At 63.8% G+C, this 24,141-nt stretch carries 19 protein-coding genes; 14 read left to right on the forward strand and 5 right to left on the reverse strand.

Annotation, left to right across the window (positions count from 1 at the left end):
• The first annotated feature begins 11 nt into the window (after nt 1-11).
• The 5 genes from KVG96_RS20490 to KVG96_RS20510 all read left to right on the forward strand — a co-directional run bounded on the left by KVG96_RS20490 (nt 12) and on the right by KVG96_RS20510 (nt 5,588).
• A complete protein-coding gene (locus KVG96_RS20490) occupies nt 12-1,607 on the forward strand; it encodes an ABC transporter substrate-binding protein (protein ID WP_217893676.1) in 1,596 nt (531 codons plus the stop codon).
• A gap of 73 nt (nt 1,608-1,680) precedes the next feature.
• Nucleotides 1,681-2,691: an ABC transporter permease subunit gene (locus KVG96_RS20495; RefSeq protein WP_217893677.1), complete on the forward strand. Its 1,011-nt coding sequence runs from the start codon at nt 1,681-1,683 to the stop codon at nt 2,689-2,691.
• 11 nt (nt 2,692-2,702) lie between these two features.
• Nucleotides 2,703-3,629: an ABC transporter permease subunit gene (locus KVG96_RS20500; protein ID WP_085578518.1), complete on the forward strand. Its 927-nt coding sequence runs from the start codon at nt 2,703-2,705 to the stop codon at nt 3,627-3,629.
• A 10-nt stretch (nt 3,630-3,639) separates the two neighbouring features.
• A complete protein-coding gene (locus KVG96_RS20505) occupies nt 3,640-4,608 on the forward strand; it encodes an ABC transporter ATP-binding protein (protein WP_085578516.1) in 969 nt (322 codons plus the stop codon).
• Entirely contained in the window at nt 4,608-5,588 is a 981-nt protein-coding gene (locus KVG96_RS20510; protein ID WP_217893678.1) for a peptide ABC transporter ATP-binding protein, read from the forward strand. The genes KVG96_RS20505 and KVG96_RS20510 overlap by 1 nt, the downstream gene beginning before the upstream one ends.
• A 278-nt stretch (nt 5,589-5,866) precedes the next feature.
• Here the strand turns inward: KVG96_RS20510 and KVG96_RS20515 are convergent, their stop codons facing one another.
• Entirely contained in the window at nt 5,867-6,127 is a 261-nt protein-coding gene (locus KVG96_RS20515) for a hypothetical protein (RefSeq protein WP_217893679.1), read from the reverse strand.
• A 375-nt stretch (nt 6,128-6,502) separates the two neighbouring features.
• Here KVG96_RS20515 and KVG96_RS20520 point away from each other — a divergent pair, with 375 nt between their 5' ends.
• Entirely contained in the window at nt 6,503-6,910 is a 408-nt protein-coding gene (locus tag KVG96_RS20520) for a helix-turn-helix transcriptional regulator (RefSeq protein ID WP_217893680.1), read from the forward strand.
• 1 nt (nt 6,911) lies between these two features.
• Entirely contained in the window at nt 6,912-8,237 is a 1,326-nt protein-coding gene (locus KVG96_RS20525; protein WP_437180510.1) for a type II toxin-antitoxin system HipA family toxin, read from the forward strand.
• Between the two features lie 112 nt (nt 8,238-8,349).
• Here KVG96_RS20525 and KVG96_RS20530 read toward each other — a convergent pair whose 3' ends face one another.
• Nucleotides 8,350-9,933 (reverse strand): peptide chain release factor 3, encoded by a 1,584-nt coding sequence (locus tag KVG96_RS20530; protein WP_217893681.1) that lies wholly within the window; start codon nt 9,931-9,933, stop codon nt 8,350-8,352.
• Between the two features lie 326 nt (nt 9,934-10,259).
• On the opposite strand from KVG96_RS20530, the gene KVG96_RS20535 reads away from it, so the two are divergent.
• The 5 genes from KVG96_RS20535 (at nt 10,260) to KVG96_RS20555 (ending at nt 15,538) form a co-directional block, all read left to right on the forward strand.
• The gene (locus tag KVG96_RS20535; RefSeq protein WP_217893682.1) at nt 10,260-10,976 is read left to right on the forward strand and encodes an ABC transporter permease; all 717 of its coding nucleotides are present in this window, start codon (nt 10,260-10,262) and stop codon (nt 10,974-10,976) included.
• 20 nt (nt 10,977-10,996) lie between these two features.
• The gene (locus KVG96_RS20540; RefSeq protein ID WP_217893683.1) at nt 10,997-11,890 is read left to right on the forward strand and encodes a glycine betaine ABC transporter substrate-binding protein; all 894 of its coding nucleotides are present in this window, start codon (nt 10,997-10,999) and stop codon (nt 11,888-11,890) included.
• Between the two features lie 13 nt (nt 11,891-11,903).
• Nucleotides 11,904-12,557, forward strand: coding sequence for an ABC transporter permease (locus KVG96_RS20545; protein WP_217893684.1), 654 nt, complete (start codon nt 11,904-11,906; stop codon nt 12,555-12,557).
• Entirely contained in the window at nt 12,554-13,711 is a 1,158-nt protein-coding gene (locus tag KVG96_RS20550; protein ID WP_217893685.1) for an osmoprotectant ABC transporter ATP-binding protein OsmV, read from the forward strand. The genes KVG96_RS20545 and KVG96_RS20550 overlap by 4 nt, the downstream gene beginning before the upstream one ends.
• 663 nt (nt 13,712-14,374) lie before the next feature.
• Nucleotides 14,375-15,538 (forward strand): type III PLP-dependent enzyme, encoded by a 1,164-nt coding sequence (locus KVG96_RS20555; protein ID WP_217893686.1) that lies wholly within the window; start codon nt 14,375-14,377, stop codon nt 15,536-15,538.
• A 165-nt stretch (nt 15,539-15,703) separates the two neighbouring features.
• On the opposite strand, the gene KVG96_RS20560 is transcribed toward KVG96_RS20555, so the two are convergent.
• A complete protein-coding gene (locus tag KVG96_RS20560) occupies nt 15,704-16,402 on the reverse strand; it encodes a tetratricopeptide repeat protein (RefSeq protein WP_217894258.1) in 699 nt (232 codons plus the stop codon).
• A gap of 57 nt (nt 16,403-16,459) precedes the next feature.
• The gene (locus tag KVG96_RS20565; RefSeq protein ID WP_217893687.1) at nt 16,460-17,140 is read right to left on the reverse strand and encodes a Fe2+-dependent dioxygenase; all 681 of its coding nucleotides are present in this window, start codon (nt 17,138-17,140) and stop codon (nt 16,460-16,462) included.
• Between the two features lie 207 nt (nt 17,141-17,347).
• Between KVG96_RS20565 and KVG96_RS20570 the strand changes: the two genes are divergently transcribed.
• Together KVG96_RS20570 and KVG96_RS20575 are read left to right on the forward strand one after the other, a co-directional pair.
• Nucleotides 17,348-19,675 carry a TonB-dependent receptor gene (locus KVG96_RS20570; protein ID WP_217893688.1) on the forward strand — a complete coding sequence of 776 codons (2,328 nt, stop codon included), beginning with the start codon at nt 17,348-17,350 and terminating at the stop codon, nt 19,673-19,675.
• 236 nt (nt 19,676-19,911) lie between these two features.
• Nucleotides 19,912-22,440, forward strand: coding sequence for a PepSY domain-containing protein (locus tag KVG96_RS20575; protein ID WP_217893689.1), 2,529 nt, complete (start codon nt 19,912-19,914; stop codon nt 22,438-22,440).
• Nucleotides 22,441-22,553: 113 nt separating this feature from the next.
• Here the strand turns inward: KVG96_RS20575 and KVG96_RS20580 are convergent, their stop codons facing one another.
• The gene (locus tag KVG96_RS20580; RefSeq protein WP_217893690.1) at nt 22,554-24,095 is read right to left on the reverse strand and encodes an alkaline phosphatase D family protein; all 1,542 of its coding nucleotides are present in this window, start codon (nt 24,093-24,095) and stop codon (nt 22,554-22,556) included.
• Nucleotides 24,096-24,141: the final 46 nt, after the last annotated feature.

Raw genomic sequence — 24,141 nt, forward strand, 5'->3', positions numbered from 1 at the left:
GAGGGTTCTTGATGAAAATGCTTCCCCTACGTGCGGCCGTCGCGGCCGCGTTGCTGAGCGTCGCCGTCGGCGTGTCGGCCAAACCCTTGGTGGTCTGCACCGAAGCCAGTCCGGAAGGCTTCGATGTGGTTCAGTACACGACTGCAGTCACCGCCGACGCGGGGGCCGAGACCGTCTTCAACCGGCTGGCGGACTTCACGCCGGGCACCACCGAGGTGGTGCCGGCGCTGGCCGAATCCTGGGACATCAGCGAGGACGGCCTGACCTACACGTTCCACCTGCGCAAAGGCGTCAAGTTCCACACCACCGAATACTTCAAGCCGACCCGCGACATGAACGCCGACGATGTGATCTGGAGCTTCCAGCGTCAGCTGGATCCGAACCACCCGTGGCACAAACTGTCGAGCGTGGGCTTCCCGTACTTTGAAAGCATGGGCTTCAAAGAACTGCTCAAAAGCGTCGAGAAAGTCGACGACAACACGGTCAAGTTCACCCTGACCCGCCGCGAAGCGCCGTTCCTGGCCGACCTGGCCATGGCGTTCGCCTCGATCTACCCGGCCGAATACGCCGACCAGTTGCTCAAGTCCGGCAAGACCGGCGACCTGAACAGCAAACCGATCGGCACCGGCCCGTTCGTCTTCCAGCGCTACAACAAGGACGCGCAGGTGCGGTTCAAGGCCAACCCGGACTACTTCCGCGGCAAGCCGCCGGCCGACGCCCTGATCCTGGCCGTCACCACCGACAACAACGTGCGCCTGCAGAAGCTCAAGGCCAACGAATGCCAGATCGCGCTGTATCCCAAGCCCGATGACATTCCGAGCATCAAGAAGGACGACAAGCTGAAAGTCTCCGAACTGGATGCCATGACCGTGTCGTACATCGCCTTGAACACCCAGCACAAATACATGAGCGACGTGCGGGTGCGCAAAGCGATCGACCTCGCCTTCGACAAGGAAGCCTACGTCGATGCACTGTTCGGCAAGGGCAACGCGACCGTGGCGGTCAACCCCTACCCGTCGACCCTGCTGGGCTACAACCATGAACTGAAGAACCCGCCCCTCGACCTCGACAAGGCCCGCGCCCTGCTCAAGGAGGCCGGCGTGCCGGAAGGCACCGTGTTCACCCTGTTCACCCGCAACGGCGGCGGCCCGACCAACCCGAACCCGATGCTCGGCGCGCAGATGATGCAGGCTGACCTCGCCAAGATCGGCCTCAAGATCGACATCCGCGTGATGGAATGGGGCGAAATGCTCAAACGCGCCAAAAGCGGCGAGCACGACATGGTCTCCGCCGGATGGGCGGGCGACAACGGCGACCCGGACAACTTCCTGACGCCTTTGCTCAGTTGCGAGGCCGCCAAGAACGGCGAAAACTACTCGCGCTGGTGCAACGAAAAATTCCAGGCGCTACTGGACGAAGCACGGGCTAAAGTAGATCCGGCCGAACGTGCCAAGCTGTACGAACAGGCCCAGGTGCTGTTCAACCAGGATCAACCCTGGATCAACATGGCCCACACACGGATGTTCACGGCGATGCGCAACAACGTAGAGGGCTACCACATCAGCCCTCTGACCACCAATAACTTCGCCACCACCCAGGTGAAGTAGATAAGAGACTCCCGGCCTCCCTGCACCCAGGGTCGCCGGGCACGCCTAACCGGCTGATGAGGTACCACACAAGATGTTTAGTTTTATTGCCCGCCGACTGGGATTGCTGATCCCCACGTTTTTCGGCATCACCTTACTGACGTTCGCGTTGATCCGCATGATTCCCGGCGACCCCGTGGAAGTGATGATGGGCGAACGTCGGGTCGACCCCGAAATGCACGCTCAGGCAATGGAACGCCTCGGTCTGAACAAGCCGCTGTACGTCCAGTACCTGGACTACGTCGGCAAGCTCGCCCACGGCGACCTCGGTGAATCCCTGCGCACCCGGGAGAGCGTCTGGTCCGAGTTCACGCAGCTGTTTCCGGCCACCTTCGAACTGTCGATGGCGGCCCTGCTCTTCGCCGGCGTCTTCGGCCTGCTGGCCGGCGTGATCGCCGCGCTCAAGCGAGGATCCCTGTTCGACCACGGCGTAATGGGCATCTCCCTGACGGGTTACTCGATGCCCATCTTCTGGTGGGGCCTGATCCTCATCATGTTCTTCTCGGTCAGCCTGGGCTGGACACCGGTCTCCGGCCAGAACGACCTGCTGATCGACGTGGAGCGCAAGACCCACTTCATGCTGATCGACACCTGGCTCAGCGATGAACCGGGCGCCCTGCTCGACTACCTGCATCACCTGATCCTGCCCGCCATCGTGCTGGGCACCATTCCGCTGGCGGTGATCGCCCGGATGACCCGTTCGTCGATGCTCGAAGTGCTGCGCGAAGACTACATCCGCACCGCCAAGGCCAAGGGCCTGTCGCCGGCGCGCGTGGTGTTCGTCCACGGCCTGCGCAACGCGCTGATCCCGGTGCTGACCGTGGTCGGCCTGCAAGTCGGCACCCTGCTGGCCGGCGCCGTGCTGACCGAAACGATCTTCTCCTGGCCCGGCATCGGCAAATGGCTGATCGAAGCCATCGGCGCCCGGGACTACCCGGTCGTGCAGAACGGCATCCTGCTGATTGCCTGCATTGTGATTCTGGTCAACTTCGTGGTGGACATCCTCTACGGCTTCGCCAACCCACGCATTCGTCACCAGCGCTGAGGTCAATACCCATGAGCACTCAAACTTCCTCAGTCGCCACCGCGGCTTCCGCCGTGGACCAAAGCCTGCTGTACCCGTCGCCCTACAAGGAATTCTGGCAAGCGTTCGCCAAGAACAAGGGCGCGGTCGCCGGCCTGATGTTCTTCGCCCTGATCGTGTTCTGCGCGATCTTTGCCCCGTGGGTGGCGCCGCACAACCCGAGCGAGCAGTACCGCGACTTCCTGCTGACCCCGCCGGTCTGGCTCGAAGGCGGGCAATGGCAATTCCTGCTCGGCACCGACGAGCTGGGCCGCGACCTGCTCTCGCGCCTGATCCAGGGCTCGCGCCTGTCGCTGCTGATCGGCCTGTCCTCGGTGGTGATGTCGCTGATCCCGGGCATCCTCATGGGGCTGCTGGCCGGTTTCTTCCCCAAGATCCTCGGCCCGACCATCATGCGCCTGATGGACATCATGCTGGCCCTGCCGTCGCTGCTGCTGGCCGTGGCCATCGTCGCCATCCTCGGCCCAGGCCTGATCAACACCGTGATCGCCATCGCCGTGGTGTCCCTGCCGTCCTACGTGCGCCTGACCCGCGCCGCCGTGATGGGCGAGCTGAACCGCGACTACGTGACCGCCGCGCGCCTGGCCGGCGCCGGCCTGCCGCGCCTGATGTTCATCACCGTGCTGCCCAACTGCATGGCGCCGCTGATCGTCCAGGCGACCCTGAGCTTCTCCTCGGCGATCCTCGACGCCGCCGCCCTGGGCTTCCTGGGCCTGGGCGTACAGCCGCCGACCCCGGAGTGGGGCACCATGCTGGCCTCGGCCCGTGACTACATCGAACGCGCCTGGTGGGTGGTGAGCCTGCCCGGCCTGACCATTTTGCTCAGCGTGCTGGCAATCAACCTGATGGGCGACGGCCTGCGCGACGCGCTGGACCCGAAACTCAAGAACGCCGCCTGAGGAGATTCCCATGTCACTGTTAGAAATCAAGAATCTCAACGTCCGTTTCGGCGACAAGAACGCCACCCCGGTGGTCGACGGCCTGGACCTTAAGGTGGACAAGGGCGAAGTGCTGGCCATCGTCGGCGAGTCCGGTTCCGGCAAGTCCGTGACCATGATGGCGCTGATGGGCCTGATCGAGCACCCGGGCATCGTCACCGCCGACGCCCTGAGCTTCGACGGCAAGGACATGCTCAAGCTGAGCAACCGCCAGCGCCGGCAGATCGTCGGCAAGGACCTGTCGATGGTCTTCCAGGATCCGATGACCGCGCTCAACCCGAGCTACACCGTCGGTTTCCAGATCGAGGAAGTGCTGCGCCTGCACCTGAAGATGTCCGGCAAGGCCGCCCGCAAGCGCGCCATCGAACTGCTGGAGAAGGTCGAGATCCCGGCCGCCGCCAGCCGCATGGACGCCTACCCGCACCAGCTGTCCGGCGGCATGAGCCAGCGGGTGGCCATCGCCATGGCGATCGCCGGCGAGCCCAAGCTGCTGATCGCCGACGAACCGACCACCGCGCTGGACGTGACGATCCAGGCGCAGATCATGGACCTGCTGCTGGCCTTGCAGAAAGAGCAGAACATGGGCCTGGTGCTGATCACCCACGACCTCGCCGTCGTGGCCGAAACCGCCCAGCGCGTGTGCGTGATGTACGCCGGGCAAGCGGTGGAGGTCGGCCAGGTGCCGCAACTGTTCGACATCCCGGCGCACCCGTACAGCGAAGCGCTGCTCAAGGCGATCCCGGAGCACAGCCTGGGCGCCGAGCGCCTGGCGACCCTGCCGGGCATCGTGCCGGGCCGCTACGACCGTCCGCAGGGCTGCCTGCTGTCGCCGCGCTGCCCGTACGTGCAAGAGAGCTGCCGTGCGCAGCGCCCAGCCCTTGACCCGAAAACCCACAGCCTCGCCCGCTGCTTCTACCCGCTGAACCAGGAGGTGGCGTAATGGCCGTCGTACTTACCGCCCGTGACCTGACCCGTCACTACGAGGTCTCCCGCGGCCTGTTCAAGGGCCATGCGACCGTGCGCGCCCTCAACGGCGTGTCGTTCGAGCTGGAGGCCGGCAAGACCCTCGCCGTGGTGGGCGAGTCGGGCTGCGGCAAATCCACCCTGGCCCGCGCCCTGACCCTGATCGAAGAGCCGTCGTCCGGTTCCCTGAAGATCGCCGGCCAGGAAGTCGCCGGCGCCGACAAGGCCCAGCGCAAGCAACTGCGCAAAGACGTGCAGATGGTGTTCCAGAGCCCTTACGCGTCGCTGAACCCGCGCCAGAAGATCGGCGACCAGCTGGCCGAGCCGCTGCTGATCAACACCAGCCTGTCGGCCACCGAGCGTCGCGAGAAAGTCCAGGCGATGATGAAACAGGTCGGCCTGCGCCCCGAGCACTACCAGCGCTATCCGCACATGTTCTCCGGCGGCCAGCGCCAGCGGATCGCCCTCGCCCGGGCGATGATGCTGCAACCGAAGGTGCTGGTGGCGGACGAACCGACGTCGGCGCTGGACGTGTCGATCCAGGCCCAGGTGCTGAACCTGTTCATGGACCTGCAGCAGGAGTTCAACACCGCCTACGTGTTCATCTCCCACAACCTGGCGGTGGTGCGTCACGTCGCCGACCAGGTGCTGGTGATGTACCTCGGCCGTCCGGTGGAAATGGGCCCGAAAGAGGACATCTACACCCGTCCCCTGCACCCGTACACCCAGGCGCTGCTGTCGGCGACCCCGGCCATCCACCCGGATCCGGACAAGCCGAAGATCAAGATCGCCGGCGAACTGCCCAACCCGCTGAACCCGCCGCCCGGCTGCGCCTTCCACAAGCGCTGCCCGTACGCCACCGAGCGTTGCAGCAGCGAAGAGCCGGCCCTGCGCCAGCTCGACACCCGGCAGGTGGCGTGCCACTACGCCGAGCAGTTCCTCGACGGCGCGGCATAAGCGAGAAAAGACTGCAAAACCCTTGCGGGAGCGGGCTTGCCCGCGATTGCGGTGCGTCAGTCAGCTGATTGACCGGCTGACACACCGCTTTCGCGAACTGTAGGAACGAGCCTGCCCGCGATAGCAGTGCATCAGTCGCCCCCTATGTGACTGACGCTTCGCAATCGCGAGCAGGCTCACTCCTACAAAGGGATCGAGTTACACAAAGCGTTCAACAACCCCCTTACCCCCCGATTGCGCATCAGTCGGGGGAGAAGGGGTTTTCTTTTGCCCGCGACCTACGTCTGGCTGTCGCCTTCGTCCGGATCGTCGCTGTCCGGCTCGTCGGTGGTCGAATCGTCATCGTCGGCGCTGCCGCCCTGGCCCTGGTCGCCCGGTTCGGACTCGGACTTGGCGAGCATCAGGCCGCTGTGCCCCGCCTGCCCGCTGAACGCCTGGGAATCGTGATCCTCGCATTCGGCCCAGGCCGTCGCGGTGCCGAGGGACAGCATGACCATCACTTTCAACAGCAGTAAAACGCGTAGCAACCTGTTCTTCATGGCTGATTCCATCCTCTAGCGGGAGAAACACATGTGCCTGGCTGGCGCTCTGTGAATCTAGTTCCGAATAGCCGGCTTCACCAGATAGGACGCTAACGAGCTCAAAGAAATGCCCTGCGCGCACAGACGGGTTTGGAATAATCTCCATAGCCGGACCAGCTAAGCCCTTCGCGCCTCTCCCAACGCAGATCAACGCGAACGCCCGGATGAGCTATAAAACAAAGAAATATTGGTATTCGCTGCGAGTTTTTCGTCTAACACCCATAAAGTTTTTCTTTAGCGATTTGAACGAACGCAATTAGAATTCCCCACAACACAAAAAATTGTTTTCCTTGATGGCAAAACCAGCCAATAAAACAAAGGAAACTTTGCTTTATGCGAATACAACGTAAAAGTGATGAGGCCATTGCTGCCCAATTAGGTGAGTCGCTGCGCGAACGCCGCCTGCGCAAAGACATCACACAAGATCAGCTCGCAGAACGGGTCGGGGTCAGCACCCCCACGATTCAGAAGCTGGAAAAAGGCAGGGGCACCTTGCAACTGCTGATCGCAGTCCTGAGGGAGTTTGATGCGCTGGATCTTCTCTCAAGCTTGATCGAGCCTGCGCGTGCGAGCCCGCTGACGGCGGCCACGACAGGCAAGACAGGCCGCACCCGTGCACTGGGTGCCGTTCGCACCAGCGATGGTCGCGTACAGGTTTTCCACAGCACCCAACCCGAAGCGTTGCCAAAAAACAAAAAGCAGGGCACTGCGAAACCTCTGCTGATACCCAGGAAGAAATGACGTGGCGATAACCGCAGAAGTGTGGATGTGGGATACCAAGGTCGGCGCGGTGCTTTGGGATGACAGCCAGGCCCCGGCAACGGCGACGTTTGAATTCGACCCCGCGTTTACCGAAATCGGGCTCGAGATCGCCCCCCTGACCATGCGAGCCGTCGCCGGTGAAGTGTATGCCTTCCCCTCGCTGAACCCCCAGGCCTTCAAATCCCTCCCGCCGTGCCTTTCGGACTCACTCCCCGACGACTTCGGTAATGCCGTGATCGACGCCTGGCTGGCCAGGGAGGGGCGCGACCCCAAAAGCTTCACCCCCGTTGAACGATTGCTGTACATCGGCGCCCGGGGCATGGGGGCGCTGGAGTTCCGTCCTGCCGTGGACAGGGTGAGGACCCGAATCGAAAAGCTGGAACTCGACTCCTTGGTCGAGCTCGCCGGGCAGATTCTTGAACAGCGCCAGCAGCAGTTCGCCGGCCTGCAGTTGGGCCATGACGGTAAGCAGGATGAAGAAGCGCTCAAGCACATGTTCCAGGTGGGGTCATCGGCTGGCGGTCAGCGTCCCAAGGCAATCATTGCCATCAACGAAAAAACCGGAGAACTCTGCTCCGGCCAGCTCACGGCGCCAGAAGGTTACAGTTATTGGCTGTTCAAGTTCGATGTGCCAAAGGGAGCAAACGCATTGGGTGACCCGGCTGGTTTTGGCCGGGTAGAGTACGCCTACCACCTGATGACGGTCGCTGCGGGAATCAGCATGACCGAGTGCCGCCTGCACCCTGACGGCCCTCGCGCTCACTTCATGACTCGCCGGTTTGACCGGATGGACGACGGCGACAAGATCCATGTGCAGACACTTTGCGCCATGGACATTGCCGACTACACCCAGCCCGGCGCGTACTCTTACGAACAAGCGCTGCTCGTGGCGAGGGATCTGGGCCTGCCCAGAGAGGATCACGTCGAGCTGTTCCGTCGCGCCGTATTCAATGTGATTGCACGCAACCAGGACGACCACACGCGCAATATCGCCTTTCAGGTCTGGAGAGACGGCATCTGGCGCCTGACGCCGGCCTACGACATGTGCTGGGCTTATCGCGTCGACTCACCGTGGGTGTCCACTCATCAGATGACCATCAATGGCAAGAGAGACGGCTTCACGGTCGAAGACCTGCTCACACTGGCCAGACAGATCCCCCGGTTGAACGGGCGCAAAATCATCAAGGAAGTCGCCGAATCGGTTCGTCGATGGCGCGAATTCGCCACCGCCGCCGACATCGAGAATGAACAGCTGATCGAAGAGATTGAGCGCACTCACCGGCTGTATCTGGCTGACGGCCTGTAAGGCAAAACGAAAAAGCCCTGCAAGCGCAAACTTACAGGGCTTTTTGGTGTGGCCGAAAAATCTCGCTGACTCCCGCCATCCAGCAGAGGAAGTCAGTGAGGTGAATCAGCGCTTAGTGATGCTCACGGGTCGCGCGGAACTTCACGTCCGGCCAGCGCTCTTCCATCAGCGCCAGGTTGACCCGGGTCGGGGCGAGGTAGGTCAGGTGACCGCCGCCGTCCAGCGCCAGGTTTTCCACGGCCTTGTTGGAAAACTCTTCCAGCTTCTTCTTGTCGCCGCATTCGATCCAGCGCGCGGAGTACACGGAGATCTGCTCGTAGGAGCACTCGACCTTGTATTCCTCTTTCAGGCGGCTGGCCACCACATCGAACTGCAGCACCCCGACGGCGCCGAGGATGATGTCGTTGCTGCGCTCGGGGAAGAACACCTGGGTCGCGCCCTCCTCGGCCAGTTGCTGCAGGCCTTGGCGCAGCTGCTTGGACTTCAGCGGATCGCGCAGGCGCACGCGGCGGAACAGTTCCGGGGCGAAGTGCGGGATGCCGGTGAAACCCAGCGCTTCGCCTTCGCTGAAGGTGTCGCCGATCTGGATGGTGCCGTGGTTGTGCAGGCCGATGATGTCGCCGGCGTAGGCCTCTTCCAGTTGCTCGCGCTCGGAGGAGAAGAACGTCAAGGCGTCGCCGATGCGCACGTCCTTGCCGGTGCGCACGTGGCGCATCTTCATGCCTTTTTCGTACTTGCCGGAGCAGATGCGCATGAAGGCGATGCGGTCGCGGTGCTTGGGATCCATGTTCGCCTGGATCTTGAAGATGAAGCCGGAGAACTTCTCTTCGACCGGCTCCACGGTGCGCTCGTTGGCGACCCGGGCCAGCGGACGCGGCGCCCAGTCGACCACAGCGTCGAGGACATGGTCGACGCCGAAGTTGCCCAGGGCCGTACCGAAGAACACCGGGGTCAGCTGGCCGTCGAGGAACTCCTGCTGGTCGAACTCGTGGCAGGCGCCCTGCACCAGCTCGAGCTGCTCCAGGAAACGGTCGTACTCGTCGCCCAGGTGCGCGCGGGCTTCTGGCGAGTCGAGCTTTTCGATGATCTTGGTTTCGGTGCGCTCGTGGCCGTGGCCCGGGGTGTAGACGATGATGTAGTCGCCGGCCAGGTGGTACACGCCCTTGAAGTCGCGGTAGCAGCCGATCGGCCAGGTGATCGGCGCGGCCTTGATCTTGAGGACGGCTTCGATCTCGTCGAGCAGTTCGATCGGGTCGCGGATGTCACGGTCGAGTTTGTTGATGAAGCTGACGATCGGCGTGTCGCGCAGACGGCAGACGTCCATCAGGGCGATGGTGCGTGGCTCCACGCCTTTACCGCCGTCGAGCACCATCAGCGCCGAGTCCACCGCGGTCAGGGTGCGGTAGGTGTCTTCGGAGAAGTCTTCGTGGCCCGGGGTGTCGAGCAGGTTGATCATGTGTTCGCGGTACGGGAACTGCATGACCGACGTGGTGATGGAAATGCCCCGCTGCTTCTCCATCTCCATCCAGTCGGATGTCGCATGGCGATCGGATTTGCGGGACTTCACCGTACCGGCCACCGCAATCGCCTTGCCCATCAGCAAGAGCTTTTCGGTGATGGTGGTTTTACCGGCATCGGGGTGGGAAATAATGGCGAAAGTGCGGCGTTTCGCGACTTCGGCGGCCTGTCTGGTCATGGGAAATCGCCTGGCGGGGATTCAAAAAGGGCGGCGATTATAGCCCAACTCGACGCAATATCCGAACCGTTGAGCGCATCCGAAATGGCCAAAGGCCGTCCCGGCGGGGAACCTTTCAAAGCGCACGGGCGTCCACTCCTGCGTCACGCCCTTTCGCAAGGGCCCGGGAAACCGGCAAGTCGGCCCTGCGGGGCCGCGCTCATGGCTCGCTTGCGGCACGTCTTGACGTTGCGCAAAACAGCCGCTTCTCGCGACCGCCGCTCCGGCAGCCAGGCATGGCGTTGCCGAACGGGACTGCGGTCGCCGACCGGAAAAGGAGTCCGCCTGTGGCTATCCGCTATGGCAAAGGGCTGACGGGAGGTGCGGTGGTGATCGCCCTCCTGGCCCTGCTGATCCACTGGATCGGCACCGACACGATCCAACGCTACCGCGACGATCTGCTGTTCTACCTGCAAGCCCACCTGGTGCTTGTCCTCGCGTCCATGCTGGCCGCCCTGGCCGTGGGCATCCCCTCCGGCATCCTCCTCAGCCGCCCGGCGATGCTCGGCCGCGCCGAACGCTTCATGCAGTGCTTCAACATCGGCAACACCGTGCCGCCGCTGGCGGTGCTCGCCATCGCCCTGGGCATCCTGGGCATCGGCAGCGGCCCGGCGATCTTCGCCCTGTTCCTGGCCTCCCTGCTGCCCATCGTGCGCAACACCTACGAAGGCCTGAAAAACGTCCAGGGCTCATTGAAAGAAGCGGCGGTCGGCATCGGCATGACCCCGCGCCAGGTGCTGTGGCAGGTCGAACTGCCCAACGCCGTGCCGATCATCGTCGGCGGCGTAAGGGTGGCGCTGGCGATCAACGTCGGCACCGCGCCGCTGGCGTTCCTGATCGGCGCCAACAGCCTCGGCAGCCTGATCTTCCCCGGCATCGCCCTGAACAACCAGCCGCAACTGCTGCTCGGCGCCGCGTGCACCGCGCTGCTGGCCCTGCTGCTCGACGGCGCGGTCACCCTCGCCAGCCGCCTCTGGCTGGAACGCGGTCTGCGCCCGTCCTAAGGCTCCCGGAAGGAAACCCCATGAAACGACTTAGCTTTTTCCTGGGCTGCGCCCTGCTGTTCGCAGGATTCGCCCAAGCCGCCGACACACCGGTGATCCGCATCGGCGCCCGGGTGTTCACCGAACAGACCCTGCTGGCGGAAATCACTTCGCAATACCTGCGCAGCAAAGGCTACGACGCGCAGATCACCGGCGGTCTGGGCAGCAACCTCGCCCGCAGCGCCCACGAAAGCGGGCAACTGGACCTGCTCTGGGAGTACACCGGCGTGTCGCTGGTGGCCTACAACCATGTCACCGAAAAGCTCGACAGCGGACAGTCCTACGCACGGGTGAAAGAACTCGACGCGAAAAAAGGACTGGTCTGGCTCGCACCGTCGAAGTTCAGCAACACCTACGCCCTCGCCCTGCCGGAAAAGGTAGCCGAGGAATATCCGCAGATCAGCAACATCAGTCAGTTGAACGAAGTGCTGCGCAGCGAGGCCAAGCCCCATCGCCTGGTGGCGCTGGACACAGAGTTCGCCAACCGCTCCGACGGTCTGGACGGCATGGTCAAGCTCTACGACATGAACCTGACCCGCCAGAACATCCGGCAGATGGACGCGGGGCTTGTCTACACCGCCCTGCGCAACGGGCAGGTGTTTGCCGGCCTGGTCTACACCACCGACGGTCGCCTCAACGCGTTCGGGCTGAAGCTGCTGGAAGACGACAAGCATTACTTTCCGGACTACACCGCCGCGCCTGTCGTGCGTCAGGCCTTCCTCGACGCCCACCCGCAACTGGCCGGGCAACTCAAGCCGCTGGCCGAACTGTTCGACGACGAAACCATGCGCCAGCTCAACACGCGGGTCGACGTCGATCACGAAAGCCCTTCCAAAGTCGCTGCCGATTTTCTGCGCCGGCATCCACTGAACTAAAGGAGGAAAAGCCATGGAATTGCTGAACGCCTTTTCCCACCTCGACTGGCAGCAGGTGATGCACCTGACCTGGCAGCACATCACCCTGGTCGGCATCGCCGTCAGCCTGGCGATTCTCATCGGCGTGCCGCTGGGCATTCTGATGACCCGCTTCCCGCCCCTCGCCGGCCCCTTGCAGGCCAGCGCCACGGTGCTGCTGACCGTGCCGTCGATTGCGCTGTTCGGCTTGCTGCTGCCGTTCTATTCGAAGTTCGGCCAGGGCCTCGGGCCGCTGCCCGCCATCACCGCCGTGTTCCTTTATTCGCTGCTGCCGATCATGCGCAACACCTACCTGGCCCTGACCGGCGTGGAGCCCGGCATCCGCGAAGCCGCAAGGGGCATCGGCATGACCTTCGGCCAGCGCCTGCGCATGGTCGAGCTGCCGATCGCGGTGCCGGTGATCCTCGCCGGCGTGCGCACCGCCGTGGTGATGAACATCGGCGTGATGACCATCGCCGCCACCATCGGCGCCGGCGGCCTCGGCGTGCTGATCCTGGCCTCCATCAGCCGCAGTGACATGTCGATGCTGATCGTCGGCGCGCTGCTGGTCAGTCTTCTGGCGATCTTCGCCGATCTGTTTTTGCAGTGGCTGCAACGCTCTTTGACTCCAAAAGGATTACTCAAATGATCGAACTTCAAAACCTCAGCAAGACCTTCCAAAGCAACGGCAAAGACGTGAAAGCCGTGGACTCGGTAAGCCTGACCGTCAATGAAGGTGAAATTTGCGTGTTCCTCGGGCCATCGGGTTGCGGCAAAAGCACCACACTGAAAATGATCAACCGCCTGATCAAACCGACCTCGGGCAAGATCCTGATCAACGGCGAAGACACTACCGACCTCGACGAAGTGACCCTGCGCCGCAACATCGGCTATGTGATCCAGCAGATCGGGCTGTTCCCCAACATGACCATCGAAGAAAACATTGTCGTCGTGCCGAAACTGCTCGGCTGGGACAAACAGAAATGCCACGACCGCGCCCGCGAACTGATGAGCATGATCAAGCTTGAGCCCAAGCAATATCTGCATCGTTACCCGCGTGAACTGTCCGGCGGCCAGCAACAACGGATCGGTGTGATCCGCGCATTGGCGGCGGATGCGCCGCTGTTGCTGATGGACGAGCCGTTCGGCGCGGTCGATCCGATCAACCGCGAGATGATCCAGAACGAGTTCTTCGAGATGCAGCGGGCGCTGAACAAGACGGTGATCATGGTCAGCCACGACATCGACGAAGCGATCAAGCTCGGCGACAAGATCGCGATCTTCCGCGCCGGCAAGCTGTTGCAGATCGACCATCCGGACACCTTGCTCGCGCACCCGGCGGACGACTTCGTCAGCCACTTCGTCGGCCAGGACAGCACCCTCAAACGCCTGCTGCTGGTGAAGGCCGAAGACGCCGCGGACAACGCGCCGTCGGTGAGCCCGGACACCCCGGTGGCCGAGGCGCTGGAACTGATGGACGAACTCGACCGCCGCTACGTCGTGGTCACCTGCGCCGAGAACAAGGCGCTGGGCTATGTGCGCCGCCGCGACCTGCACCGCCAGACCGGCGCCTGCGGGCAATTCCTGCGCGAATTCAACGCCACGGCGGCGTATGACGAGCACCTGCGGATCCTGTTGTCGCGCATGTACGAGTTCAACCGCGCGTGGCTGCCTGTGCTGGACGCCGAGCGGGTGTTCCTCGGCGAGGTCACCCAGGAATCGATTGCGGCGTACCTGAGCTCGGGCCGTTCGCGGGGGATGAAGACCCATATCGTGTCGCCGGCCGAGGCCGCAGTGGCTTGATCACTCATCTGGCCCGGTAAAGACACGACCCTTGCAGGAGTGAGCCTGCTCGCGATAGCGCAATATCCGTCAACAAAGATGTCGACTGGAAAAAAGTCATCGCGAGCAGGCTCACTCCTGCAGGAACGAGGTGATTTTTTCTTCATGCGCAAGGCGGAAAAGAATCTCAACAGCCACGCCAGCAGAATCTCTGCAAAGCGCCCCCTGCAAACAACGAAAATCCTCCTCAGCCACCTCTCTCGCGGCCAACGTCGCCGATGTTGCGTCGATCGCACTTGGCTATGACTTAGCCGGTAAAAACCGCGAACGTGCAGCTATTCTTAACACTTCAAAATTCTCGGGGAACATCAGCCCGTCATCTCTGTCCGCTACAAGGAGAGACGCGGACGACGTACGTCAGAAGCGTGCAAAAACGCGACATTTTTAGTTGATCTCAGGCCCCCCACGCCCTAAAGTTCGCGCCGAACGTCCATGCTGGAAACGATCCATCCGGCTCAAGTACTGACGACGAGACAGCAAGGCCAAGGGAAAGAAAGCTGCATTTCCCATGGCCTTTTTGCTTTCGGCGACATGCCTTGGGAAGTAGGCGAACCAAAGTGGGGATACGGAGGACGTTCATTGCACCCATTGTTTTCACGAGTTTGCCCATAGGAGCTCCCAGGTATGTCGATCCAGGTCGAAGACTATTTCGCGCGCGAAACCTTTCAGAAGATGAAGGCGTTCGCCGACAAGCAGGAAACCCCGTTCGTGGTGATCGACACCGCGATGATCGCCCAGGCCTACGATGACCTGCGCGCCGGTTTCGAATTCGCCAAGGTCTACTACGCGGTCAAGGCCAACCCGGCCGTCGAGATCATCGACGTGCTCAAGGAAAAGGGTTCGAGCTTCGACATCGCCTCCATCTACGAGCTGGACAAAGTGCTGGGCCGCGGCGTGCGCCCGGACCAGATCAGCTACGGCAACACCATCAAGAAGTCCAAGGACATCCGCTACTTCTATGAGAAGGGCGTGCGTCTGTTCGCCACCGACTCGGAAGCCGACCTGCGCAACATCGCCAAGGCCGCCCCGGGCGCCAAAGTCTACGTGCGCATCCTGACCGAAGGCTCGACCACCGCCGACTGGCCGCTGTCGCGCAAGTTCGGCTGCCAGACCGACATGGCCATGGACCTGCTGATCCTCGCCCGCGACCTGGGCCTGGTGCCTTACGGCATCTCGTTCCACGTCGGCTCGCAGCAGCGCGACATCAGCGTCTGGGACGCGGCCATCGCCAAGGTCAAGGTGATCTTCGAACGCCTGAAGGAAGAAGACGGCATCCACCTGAAGCTGATCAACATGGGCGGCGGCTTCCCGGCCAACTACATCACCCGCACCAACAGCCTGGAAACCTACGCGGAAGAAATCATCCGTTTCCTGAAAGAAGACTTCGGCGACGACCTGCCGGAAATCATCCTGGAGCCGGGCCGCTCGCTGATCGCCAACGCCGGCATCCTGGTCAGTGAAGTGGTGCTGGTGGCGCGCAAGTCGCGCACCGCCGTCGAGCGCTGGGTGTACACCGACGTGGGCAAGTTCTCCGGCCTGATCGAAACCATGGACGAAGCCATCAAGTTCCCGATCTGGACCGAGAAGAAAGGCGAGATGGAAGAAGTGGTCATCGCAGGTCCCACTTGCGACAGCGCCGACATCATGTACGAGAACTACAAGTACGGCCTGCCGCTGAACCTGGCCATCGGCGACCGCCTGTACTGGCTGTCGACCGGCGCGTACACCACCAGCTACAGCGCAGTGGAGTTCAACGGCTTTCCGCCGCTGAAGTCGTACTACGTATAAAGGCAGCGGTCAGTTTCAAGCGCCAAGCGAAAGCCCATGACACGTCATGGGCTTTTTTGTTTGGCACCTCGCCTGCAGGAGCGCGCCTGCTCGCGATGGCGTCGTGTCAGGCTCCGGCATCTGCAATGGCCCACCGTTTTCGCGAGCCGGCTCGCTCCCACAGGGTCAGGCAGTCAGCTCGTCTTGGCGCGTCCGGTAGGTTTCTGCGATGGCCTGTATCCGGGGATCACTCGCCCCGGCCAGCGCTTCGCTCGCCACCCGCAAAAATTTCAGATTGCCGCCGACCCGCGCCTTTTCCAGCCAGACCAGTGCCTCATCGACTCGCCCCTGATCCGCCAGCACTGCTGCATGACTGAACTGCCCACGAAAGTCCCCGGCCTCGGCCGAGCGGCGATACCACTCATGCGCCGCCGCCACATCCTGCGCACACGCCCGCCCTTGCTCCAGATAGCGCCCCAACAGGTTCATGGACTTGGCATGCCCCTGCTCAGCGGCGCATCGATACAGATCCAGCGCTTGCCGCTGGTCCTCGTCCACGCCGCGCCCGGTGGCGAGCAGATTGGCGAGGTTGTACATCGCCCAGTCCAAGCCGGCCTGCGCCGCGATTCGATAATGCTGCGCGGCAAGCGAAGCGTCCGCCGCACATCCCCAGCCGTGCTCATGGCAGCGGCCGAGCATGTTGCGCGCCATCGCATGGCCTTGCCCTGCCGCGATCCCGAACCAACGCTGGGCGAGCGGCAGGTCCTGGGCGATGCCATGACCATCGAGCAGGATCTGCCCCAGCAATGCCTGCGCCTCGAGCACGCCTTCGCTTGCCGCCAACAGGATCGCCTGGGCCGCGCGGGCCGGGCTTTCTTCGAGCATGGCGTTGAGCCGGTCGCCGTCGAGGACTTCCTCACGGCGCAAGCGGAAGTCCGTCACTTACACCTCGACCCAGCGACGCAGCAGGTTGTGGTAGGTGCCGGTGAGGCGGATCAGCGAAGGGTGGTCAGGCATGTCCTGGGTGAGCTGACGGATCGCGCCGTCCATCTCGAACAGCAAGGCGCGCTGGCTGTCTTCGCGCACCAGGCTCTGCGTCCAGAAGAACGACGCGTAGCGCGCGCCGCGGGTGACGGCGTTGACCTTGTGCAGGCTGGTGCCGGGGTACAGCACCATGTCGCCGGCGGGCAGCTTGACCCGCTGGGTGCCGTAGGTGTCGTGGATCTCCAGTTCGCCGCCGTCGTAGTCCTCAGGCTCGCTGAAGAACAGCGTGGCCGACAGGTCCGTGCGCACCCGCTCGATGCTGCCCTTGGGCTGGCGCACCGCATTGTCGATGTGGAAGCCGAAGCTGCCGCCGGCGGTGTAGCAGTTGAACAGCGGCGGGAACACCTTGTGCGGCAGCGCAGCGGACATGAACAGCGGGTTTTTCCACAGCCGGTCGAGCATGGCCGCGCCGATTTCCTTGGCCAGCGGATGGCCTTCGGGCAATTGCAGATTGTGCTTGGCCTTGGCCGATTGGTAGCCGGCGGTGATCTTGCCGTCGGCCCAGTCGGCCTGCTCCAGCGCCTCGCGGATGCGCTGCACTTCGTCCTTTTCGAACAGCCCGGGGATGTGCAGCAGCATGGCGGTGTCACCTGATGGCAAAGAGGCGGCAATGGTATTGATTCTTATTGGCTGTGTAAAACCCGCGTGACGAACGAACCGGCAAAACCGTAAGGTTAAATTGTAAAGAATGTAAATTCAGTGCGAATGGCAATGTTTCGCAATTGATACGAATACTTGTTTACCCTATATTCCGCGACCTCAAATCCTTGGGGAGGGGAATCTTCAATGTCACGTCGACAAGTACAAATGCCGGTCAGCTCACCTCGTTTGCTCGCTTCTGCCATTGGCGTGGCGATCACCGCCAGCTCCGCTGGCCACGTGGTATTCGCCGCCGAAAAGACCGACAGCAAGCCTTCCGGCAATGCCATCGCCCTGGACGCCACGTCCATCACCGGCGAAAACCAGAGTTCGACCTCCTACCAGGTCGAGAAAGCCTCCTCGCCCAAGTACACCGCGCCGCTGGTCGACACGCCGCGCTCGGTGACCGTGATTCCGCAACAAGTCCTCAAGGACACCGGCGCCCTGAACATGCAGGACGCGCTGCGCACCGTGCCGGGCATCACCTTCGGCGCCGGTGAAGGCGGCAACCCTCAGGGCGACCGTCCGTTCATCCGCGGCTTCGACGCCCAGGGCGACACCTACCTGGACGGCGTGCGCGACACCGGCTCCCAGAGCCGCGAAATCTTCGCCGTGGAAAACATCGAAGTCAGCAAGGGCCCGAACTCGGCCATCGGCGGCCGTGGCGCCGCCGGAGGCAGCATCAACCTGGTGAGCAAGAAGGCGCACCTGGGCAACTCGTTCGACGGCGGCTTCACCTGGGGCTCCGACCAGACCCAGCGCTACACCCTGGACGGCAACTACCAGTTCAGCGACACCGCCGCCGGCCGCCTGAACCTGATGAGCCACGAAAGCAACGTCGCCGGCCGCGACAAGGTCGACTACGACCGCTGGGGCATCGCGCCGTCCCTGGCCTTCGGCCTGGGCACCGACACCCGCGTCAACCTCGACTACTACCACCTCGAGAGCAACGACACCCCGGATTCGGGCATCCCCTACACCATCCCGAAAGCCGGTTCCGCCGCACGCACCAAGTCCGATCCGGACAAGCCCTACGCCGGCGGCGACCACAGCAACTTCTACGGTCTTGACCGCGACTTCCGCAAGGGCCGCACCGACACCGCGACCTTCGCCATCGAGCATGACCTGAACGACTCGCTGACGATCAAGAACACCCTGCGCCACGGCACCAGCATGCAGGACTACATCCTGACCCAGCCGGACGACAGCAAGGGCAACGTCAACAACGGCAGCCTCTGGCGCCGCGCCAACACCCGCGTGAGCAACACCGAGACCACCACCAACCAGACCGACCTGTTCGGCACGTTCTACCTGGGCGGCTTCAAGAACAGCTTCTCCACCGGCGTCGAGTACACCCGCGAGGAAAGCAGCAAGTCCTCGTACAACGTCAACACCGACACCACGCCGCGCACCACCAACGTGCCGTCCAGCACCAACTGCACCCCGGCGATGATCGGCGCACCGAGCGGCTACAACTGCACCTCGCTGTCCAACCCGAACCCGAACGATCCGTGGAACGGCGCGATCTCGCGCAACTACGCCGGCACCGACACCCAGTCCGACACCTACGCGCTGTACGTGTTCGACACCCTGGAGCTGACCGAGCAGTGGCTGGTGAACATGGGCCTGCGCTACGACCACTTCGAGACCGGCTACAAGACCTACACCAACGCGGGCACCACCACCGCCAAGGGTTCCGACACCAGCGAGTTCGTCACCGGCCAGTTCGGCGTCGTCTACAAGCCGGCCGAGAACGGCAGCATCTATGCGTCCTTCGCCACCTCCGCCACGCCGCCGGGCAACACCCTGGGCGAAGGCATGGAAGGCAACCCGCTGGGCGGCACGCCGGACCGCAACGGCAACCTGCTCAAGAGCGACATGGAGCCGGAAACCACCAAGAACTACGAAATCGGCACCAAGTGGGACCTGCTGAACGATCGCCTGTCGCTGACCGCCGACATCTTCCGCACCGAGAAGGAAAACGCCCGCGTCCAGGTCGACACCACCTCGTACGAAAACGTCGGCAAGACTCGCGTGCAAGGTATCGAGCTGTCGGCCAGCGGCAAGATCACCGACAAGTGGCAAGTGTTCGCCGGCTACGCCTACATGGACAGCGAGCAAGTGGACGGCGGCGACCTGCCGGCCAACAAAGCCAACAACGGCAACGAACTGCCCAATACCCCGAAAAACAGCGCCAGCCTGTGGACCACCTACCAGCTCACGCCGAAGCTGACCGTCGGCGGCGGGGCATTCTATGTGGACGACGTGTTCGGCAGCGTGGCCAACACCACCATGGTCGACTCGTACGTCCGCTACGACGCGATGGCCGCCTACAAGCTGAGCAAGAACGTCGACCTGCAGCTGAACGTGCAGAACCTGACCAACGAAACCTACTACGACAAGGCCTTCTCGACCCACTTCGCCAACCAGGCGGCGGGCCGTACGGCACTGTTGAGCACCAACTTCCACTTCTGACGTCGGCAAGACCTGCAGGAGCGAGCCTGTTCGCGATGGCGATCGATCAGCGACATCGATGCTGACTGGCCCACCGCTTTCGCGGGCAGGCTCGCTCCCGCAAGGAAGTCGTGGAAACGCAAATGCCCCGTTCATTCGATTGAACGGGGCATTTGTGCGTAATCAAAGAACGCTTCTCAAAGGCCACGGCATAATGCGCGCCGTGACGACATTTTCGAACGGACAAGGCGAATGACGTGTTGAAGAAGACCCTGTTCCAGCTGCACTGGTTTTTTGGCATCAGCGCAGGCCTGGTGCTGGCCCTGATGGGCATCACCGGTGCGGCCTATTCCTTTCAGGACGAAATCCTGCGGGCGCTGAACCCCTCGGTGCTGCAGGTGGAAAAACAGGTGGCCGGCGTCCTTCCGCCCGCCGAACTGGTGGAGCGCATCGAGGGCGCGTCGGGCAAGAAGGTCTCGATGCTCTGGGTCGAAACCGACAGCGGCACCGCCGCCCGCGTGTACTTCACCCCGCCCAAGGGCGAGCGCCGCGGCGAAATGCGCTACTTCAACCCCTACACGGCCGAGTTCATGGGCGATGCCGTCGGCCAGGACTTCTTCGGCCTGATGCTGCAACTGCACCGTTTCCTGGCCATGGGCGACACCGGCCGCAACATCACCGGCGCCTGCACCTTGATCCTGGTGTTCTTCTGCCTGTCAGGCCTGTACCTGCGCTGGCCGCGCCAGTGGAACAGCTGGCGCGTGTGGCTGACCCTGGACTGGAACAAAAAAGGCCGCAGCTTCAACTGGGACCTGCACTCGGTGGCCGGCACCTGGTGCCTGCTGGTGTACCTGCTGCTGGCGCTGACCGGGCTGTCCTGGTCCTACGAGTGGTACAACAAAGGCCTGACCAGGCTGCTGTCGGACGCCCCGCAAAACGAGCGCGTGCGCGGCGGCCGCGGCCCGGCCCCCGAAGGCCCGGCGCCGACCGCCGACTACGCGGCGATGTGGAGCAGCATCTACAGCGCCGCCGGCCCCGGCCTCGCCGCCTACAACATCCGCATGCCGCCGGTGGCCGGCCAACCGGCCACCGTGTTCTACCTGCTGGAGAGCTCGCCCCATGAGCGCGCCCTCAACCAGATCACCCTCGATCCGGCCACCGGCATCGTCAAACGGGTCGACCGCTACGCGGACAAGAGCTTCAAGGCGCAACTGCTGACCAGCATCTACGCCCTGCACGTGGGCAGCTACTTTGGCCTGGCCGGGCGGATCATCGTGACCGTCGCCGCCGTGCTCATGCCGCTGTTCTTCATCACCGGCTGGCTGCTGTACCTGGACCGCCGCCGCAAGAAAAAACAGGTCAGGGACGCCCGCCGAGGCATCGGACAACCGACCGGTGATGCGCCGGCATGGCTGATCGGCTTCGCCAGCCAGAGCGGATTCGCCGAACAACTGGCCTGGCAGACCGCCGGCCAGTTGCAGGCCGCCGGGCTGCCGGTGAAGGTGCAACCGCTGGCCGACGTCAGCGAACAGGACCTGCGCGAATCGGACAACGCCCTGTTCGTGGTCAGCACCTTCGGCGACGGTCAGGCACCGGACAGCGCCCGGGGCTTCGAGCGCAAGGTGCTGGGCAACGCCCCGGCCCTCGACCGCCTGAACTACGCCGTGCTCGGCCTCGGCGACCGCCAGTACGAACACTTCTGCGGCTTCGCCCGGCGCCTGCACCGCTGGCTGGGCGAGCACGGCGGCAAGACCCTGTTCGCCCCGGTGGAAGTCGACGGCGGCGACCCTTACGCCCTGCGCCACTGGCAGACGCAACTGGGCCTGATCACTGGGCAGGCCCCGGTCGACACCTGGCAGGCCCCGGACTATGAGAACTGGACGCTGGCGCGCCGCGAGCTGATGAACGCCGACAGCAGTGGCGCTCCGGTCTTCCTGCTGGGCCTGACGGCACCCGGCATCGGCAGCTGGCTGGCCGGCGACCTGGTGGAAGTGCTGCCGCGCAACTGCCCGTGGGCCATCGAGCACTTCCTCGACGGCCTCGGCATCCGCGGCGAAACCACGGTCAAGGTCAACGGCCTCGAAGAGCCGCTGGAGCTGGCCCTGGCCAGCCGCCAGTTGCCCGAACACCGGGCCCACCTGGTGGGCCTGCACGCCCAGGCGCTGGTCGATGCGACGGTGCCGCTGCCGATGCGCGAGTACTCCATCGCCTCGATCGCCGCCGACGGCGTGCTGGAACTGATCGTGCGCCAGGAACTGCGCAGCGACGGCAGCCTGGGCATCGGCTCCGGCTGGCTGACCGAGCACGCCCCGGTGGGCGGCAGCATCAGCCTGCGGGTTCGGCGCAACAGCGGTTTCCACCTGCCCAACGCGCCGGTGCCGATGATTCTGCTGGGCAACGGCACCGGGCTCGCCGGACTGCGCAGCCTGCTCAAGGCCAGGATCGCCGATGGCCAGCAACGTCAGTGGCTGCTGTTCGGCGAACGCAACCGCGCGCACGACTTCCTCTGCCGCGCGGAGCTGGAGGAGTGGTTGGTCAACGGCGATCTGGCACGGCTGGATCTGGCCTTCTCGCGGGATCAGGCCGAGAAAGTCTACGTGCAGGACCGCTTGCGCGAATCCGCCGAGGAACTGAAACGGTGGCTGGCGGACGGCGCCGCGATCTACATCTGCGGCAGCCTCAAGGGCATGGCCTCGGGTGTCGACGAGGCGCTCAACGACATCCTCGGCGCCGCCGAAGTCGAGCGCCTGATCGAACAGGGCCGCTACCGCCGCGACGTCTACTGACACATCCCCACGGCGGGAGCCAGCCTGCCGGCGATGGCGCCGGGCCTGTCGACTGATCGTTGACTGACCCACCGCCATCGCGAGCAGGCTCGCTCCTACAGGTGCCGCAGGGTTCAGGCCGGCTGCAGCTTCTGCTCGAACACCGTCACCCCGTTCAGGTCCCGCAGCACCACGCTCATCTCGCCGCTGCGTCCGTCGATGTTCACCTCGCCGAAAAACTGGAACCCGGCGAGCGGCGAGGCGTTCTGCGTCGGCGGCGCCTTCTGGAACACCACCTCGGGACCGAAGGTCTTGTCCAGCGCATTGGGCCCGAAGCTGCCGGCGTTCAACGGCCCCGCGACAAACTCCCAGAACGGCTCGAAGTCCTGGAAGGCGGCGCGGTCGGGGTGGTAGTGATGGGCTGCGCAGTAATGCACGTCCGCCGTCAGGAACACGAAGTTGCGCACCTGCTGCGCCCGCAGGAAGCCCAGCAGTTCGGCGATCTCCAGTTCGCGCCCCTGGGCCGGGCCGGGGGCGCCGTTGGCCACCGCTTCCCAGCGCGGCACGCCGGGGCTGACTTCACCGTCGGGCACACCGAGGCCGATGGGCATGTCGGCAGCGATCACCTTCCACTGGGCCTTGGAACTCTTGAGCCCGCGCTTGAGCCAGTCCAGTTGCTCGCGCCCGAGGAAAGGCTTGGCCGCGCCGAGGTTGTCGTCGTTGGCCCCGCGGTAGCTGCGCATGTCGAGCACGAACACTTCCAGCATCGGCCCGTATTTCAGCCGACGGTAGATCCGCCCGCCGCCGTCGGCGGCCTGCCGGCGCATCGGCGCGTATTCGAGCCAGGCACGGCGGGCGCGGCCCACCAGGGTGTGGATGTCCTTCCCTTGGTAGCGCTCGTCGAGCTGCTTGCCCGGCGACCAGTTGTTCACCACTTCATGGTCGTCCCACTGCCAGATCTGCGGCACCTCGGCGTTGAACCGGCGGACGTTCTCGTCCATCAGGTTGTAACGGTAGTTGCCGCGGTACTCGTCGAGGGTTTCGGCGACCTTGCTCTTGGCTTCGCTGGTGAGGTTGCGCCAGATGCGGCCGCCTTCCACGGTCAGTTGCGCCGGCACCGGGCCGTCGGCGTAGATGGTGTCGCCGCTGTGGATGAAGAAGTCCGGCAGGCGCAGGCGCATGGCTTCGTAGATGCGCATGCCGCCGATGTCCGGATTGATGCCGAAGCCCTGGCCGACCGTGTCGCCGCTCCAGACGAAACGGATGTCGCGCGCAGCCTGCGGTGCGCTGCGCAGGTGGCCCAGCCACGGCTCGCTGGCGACGCCGGTGCGGGCGTCTTCGAAGTGCACGCGATAAAAGATCGCCTGGTTGGCGGGCAGGCCGGTGAGCTCGACCCGGGCGGTGAAGTCGGTGCCGGCATCGGCCAGCGCCGAGACGACGCGACGCGGATTGCCGAAGCGGCTGCGGGTGTCCCACTCCACCACCATCTTCGCCGGGCGGTCGGTGCGGCTCCAGATCATGGCGCGGTCGCCCAGCAGGTCGCCGGACTGCACGCCGTCGGTGAGTTTCGGCCGGTCCTTGACCGAGGCGATCACGGCCGGCGCCATGCCCGGCACCAGCAATCCGGCGCCGACGACCTGCATGACCCGTCGGCGACCGAGGTCGAATTCGCTCATGGTGTTCTCCCTGAAAAAGGAAAACTAAAGCACGGCTTCATGACCT

The sequence above is a fragment of the Pseudomonas ekonensis genome (assembly GCF_019145435.1).
Classification (GTDB): Bacteria; Pseudomonadota; Gammaproteobacteria; order Pseudomonadales; family Pseudomonadaceae; genus Aquipseudomonas; species Aquipseudomonas ekonensis.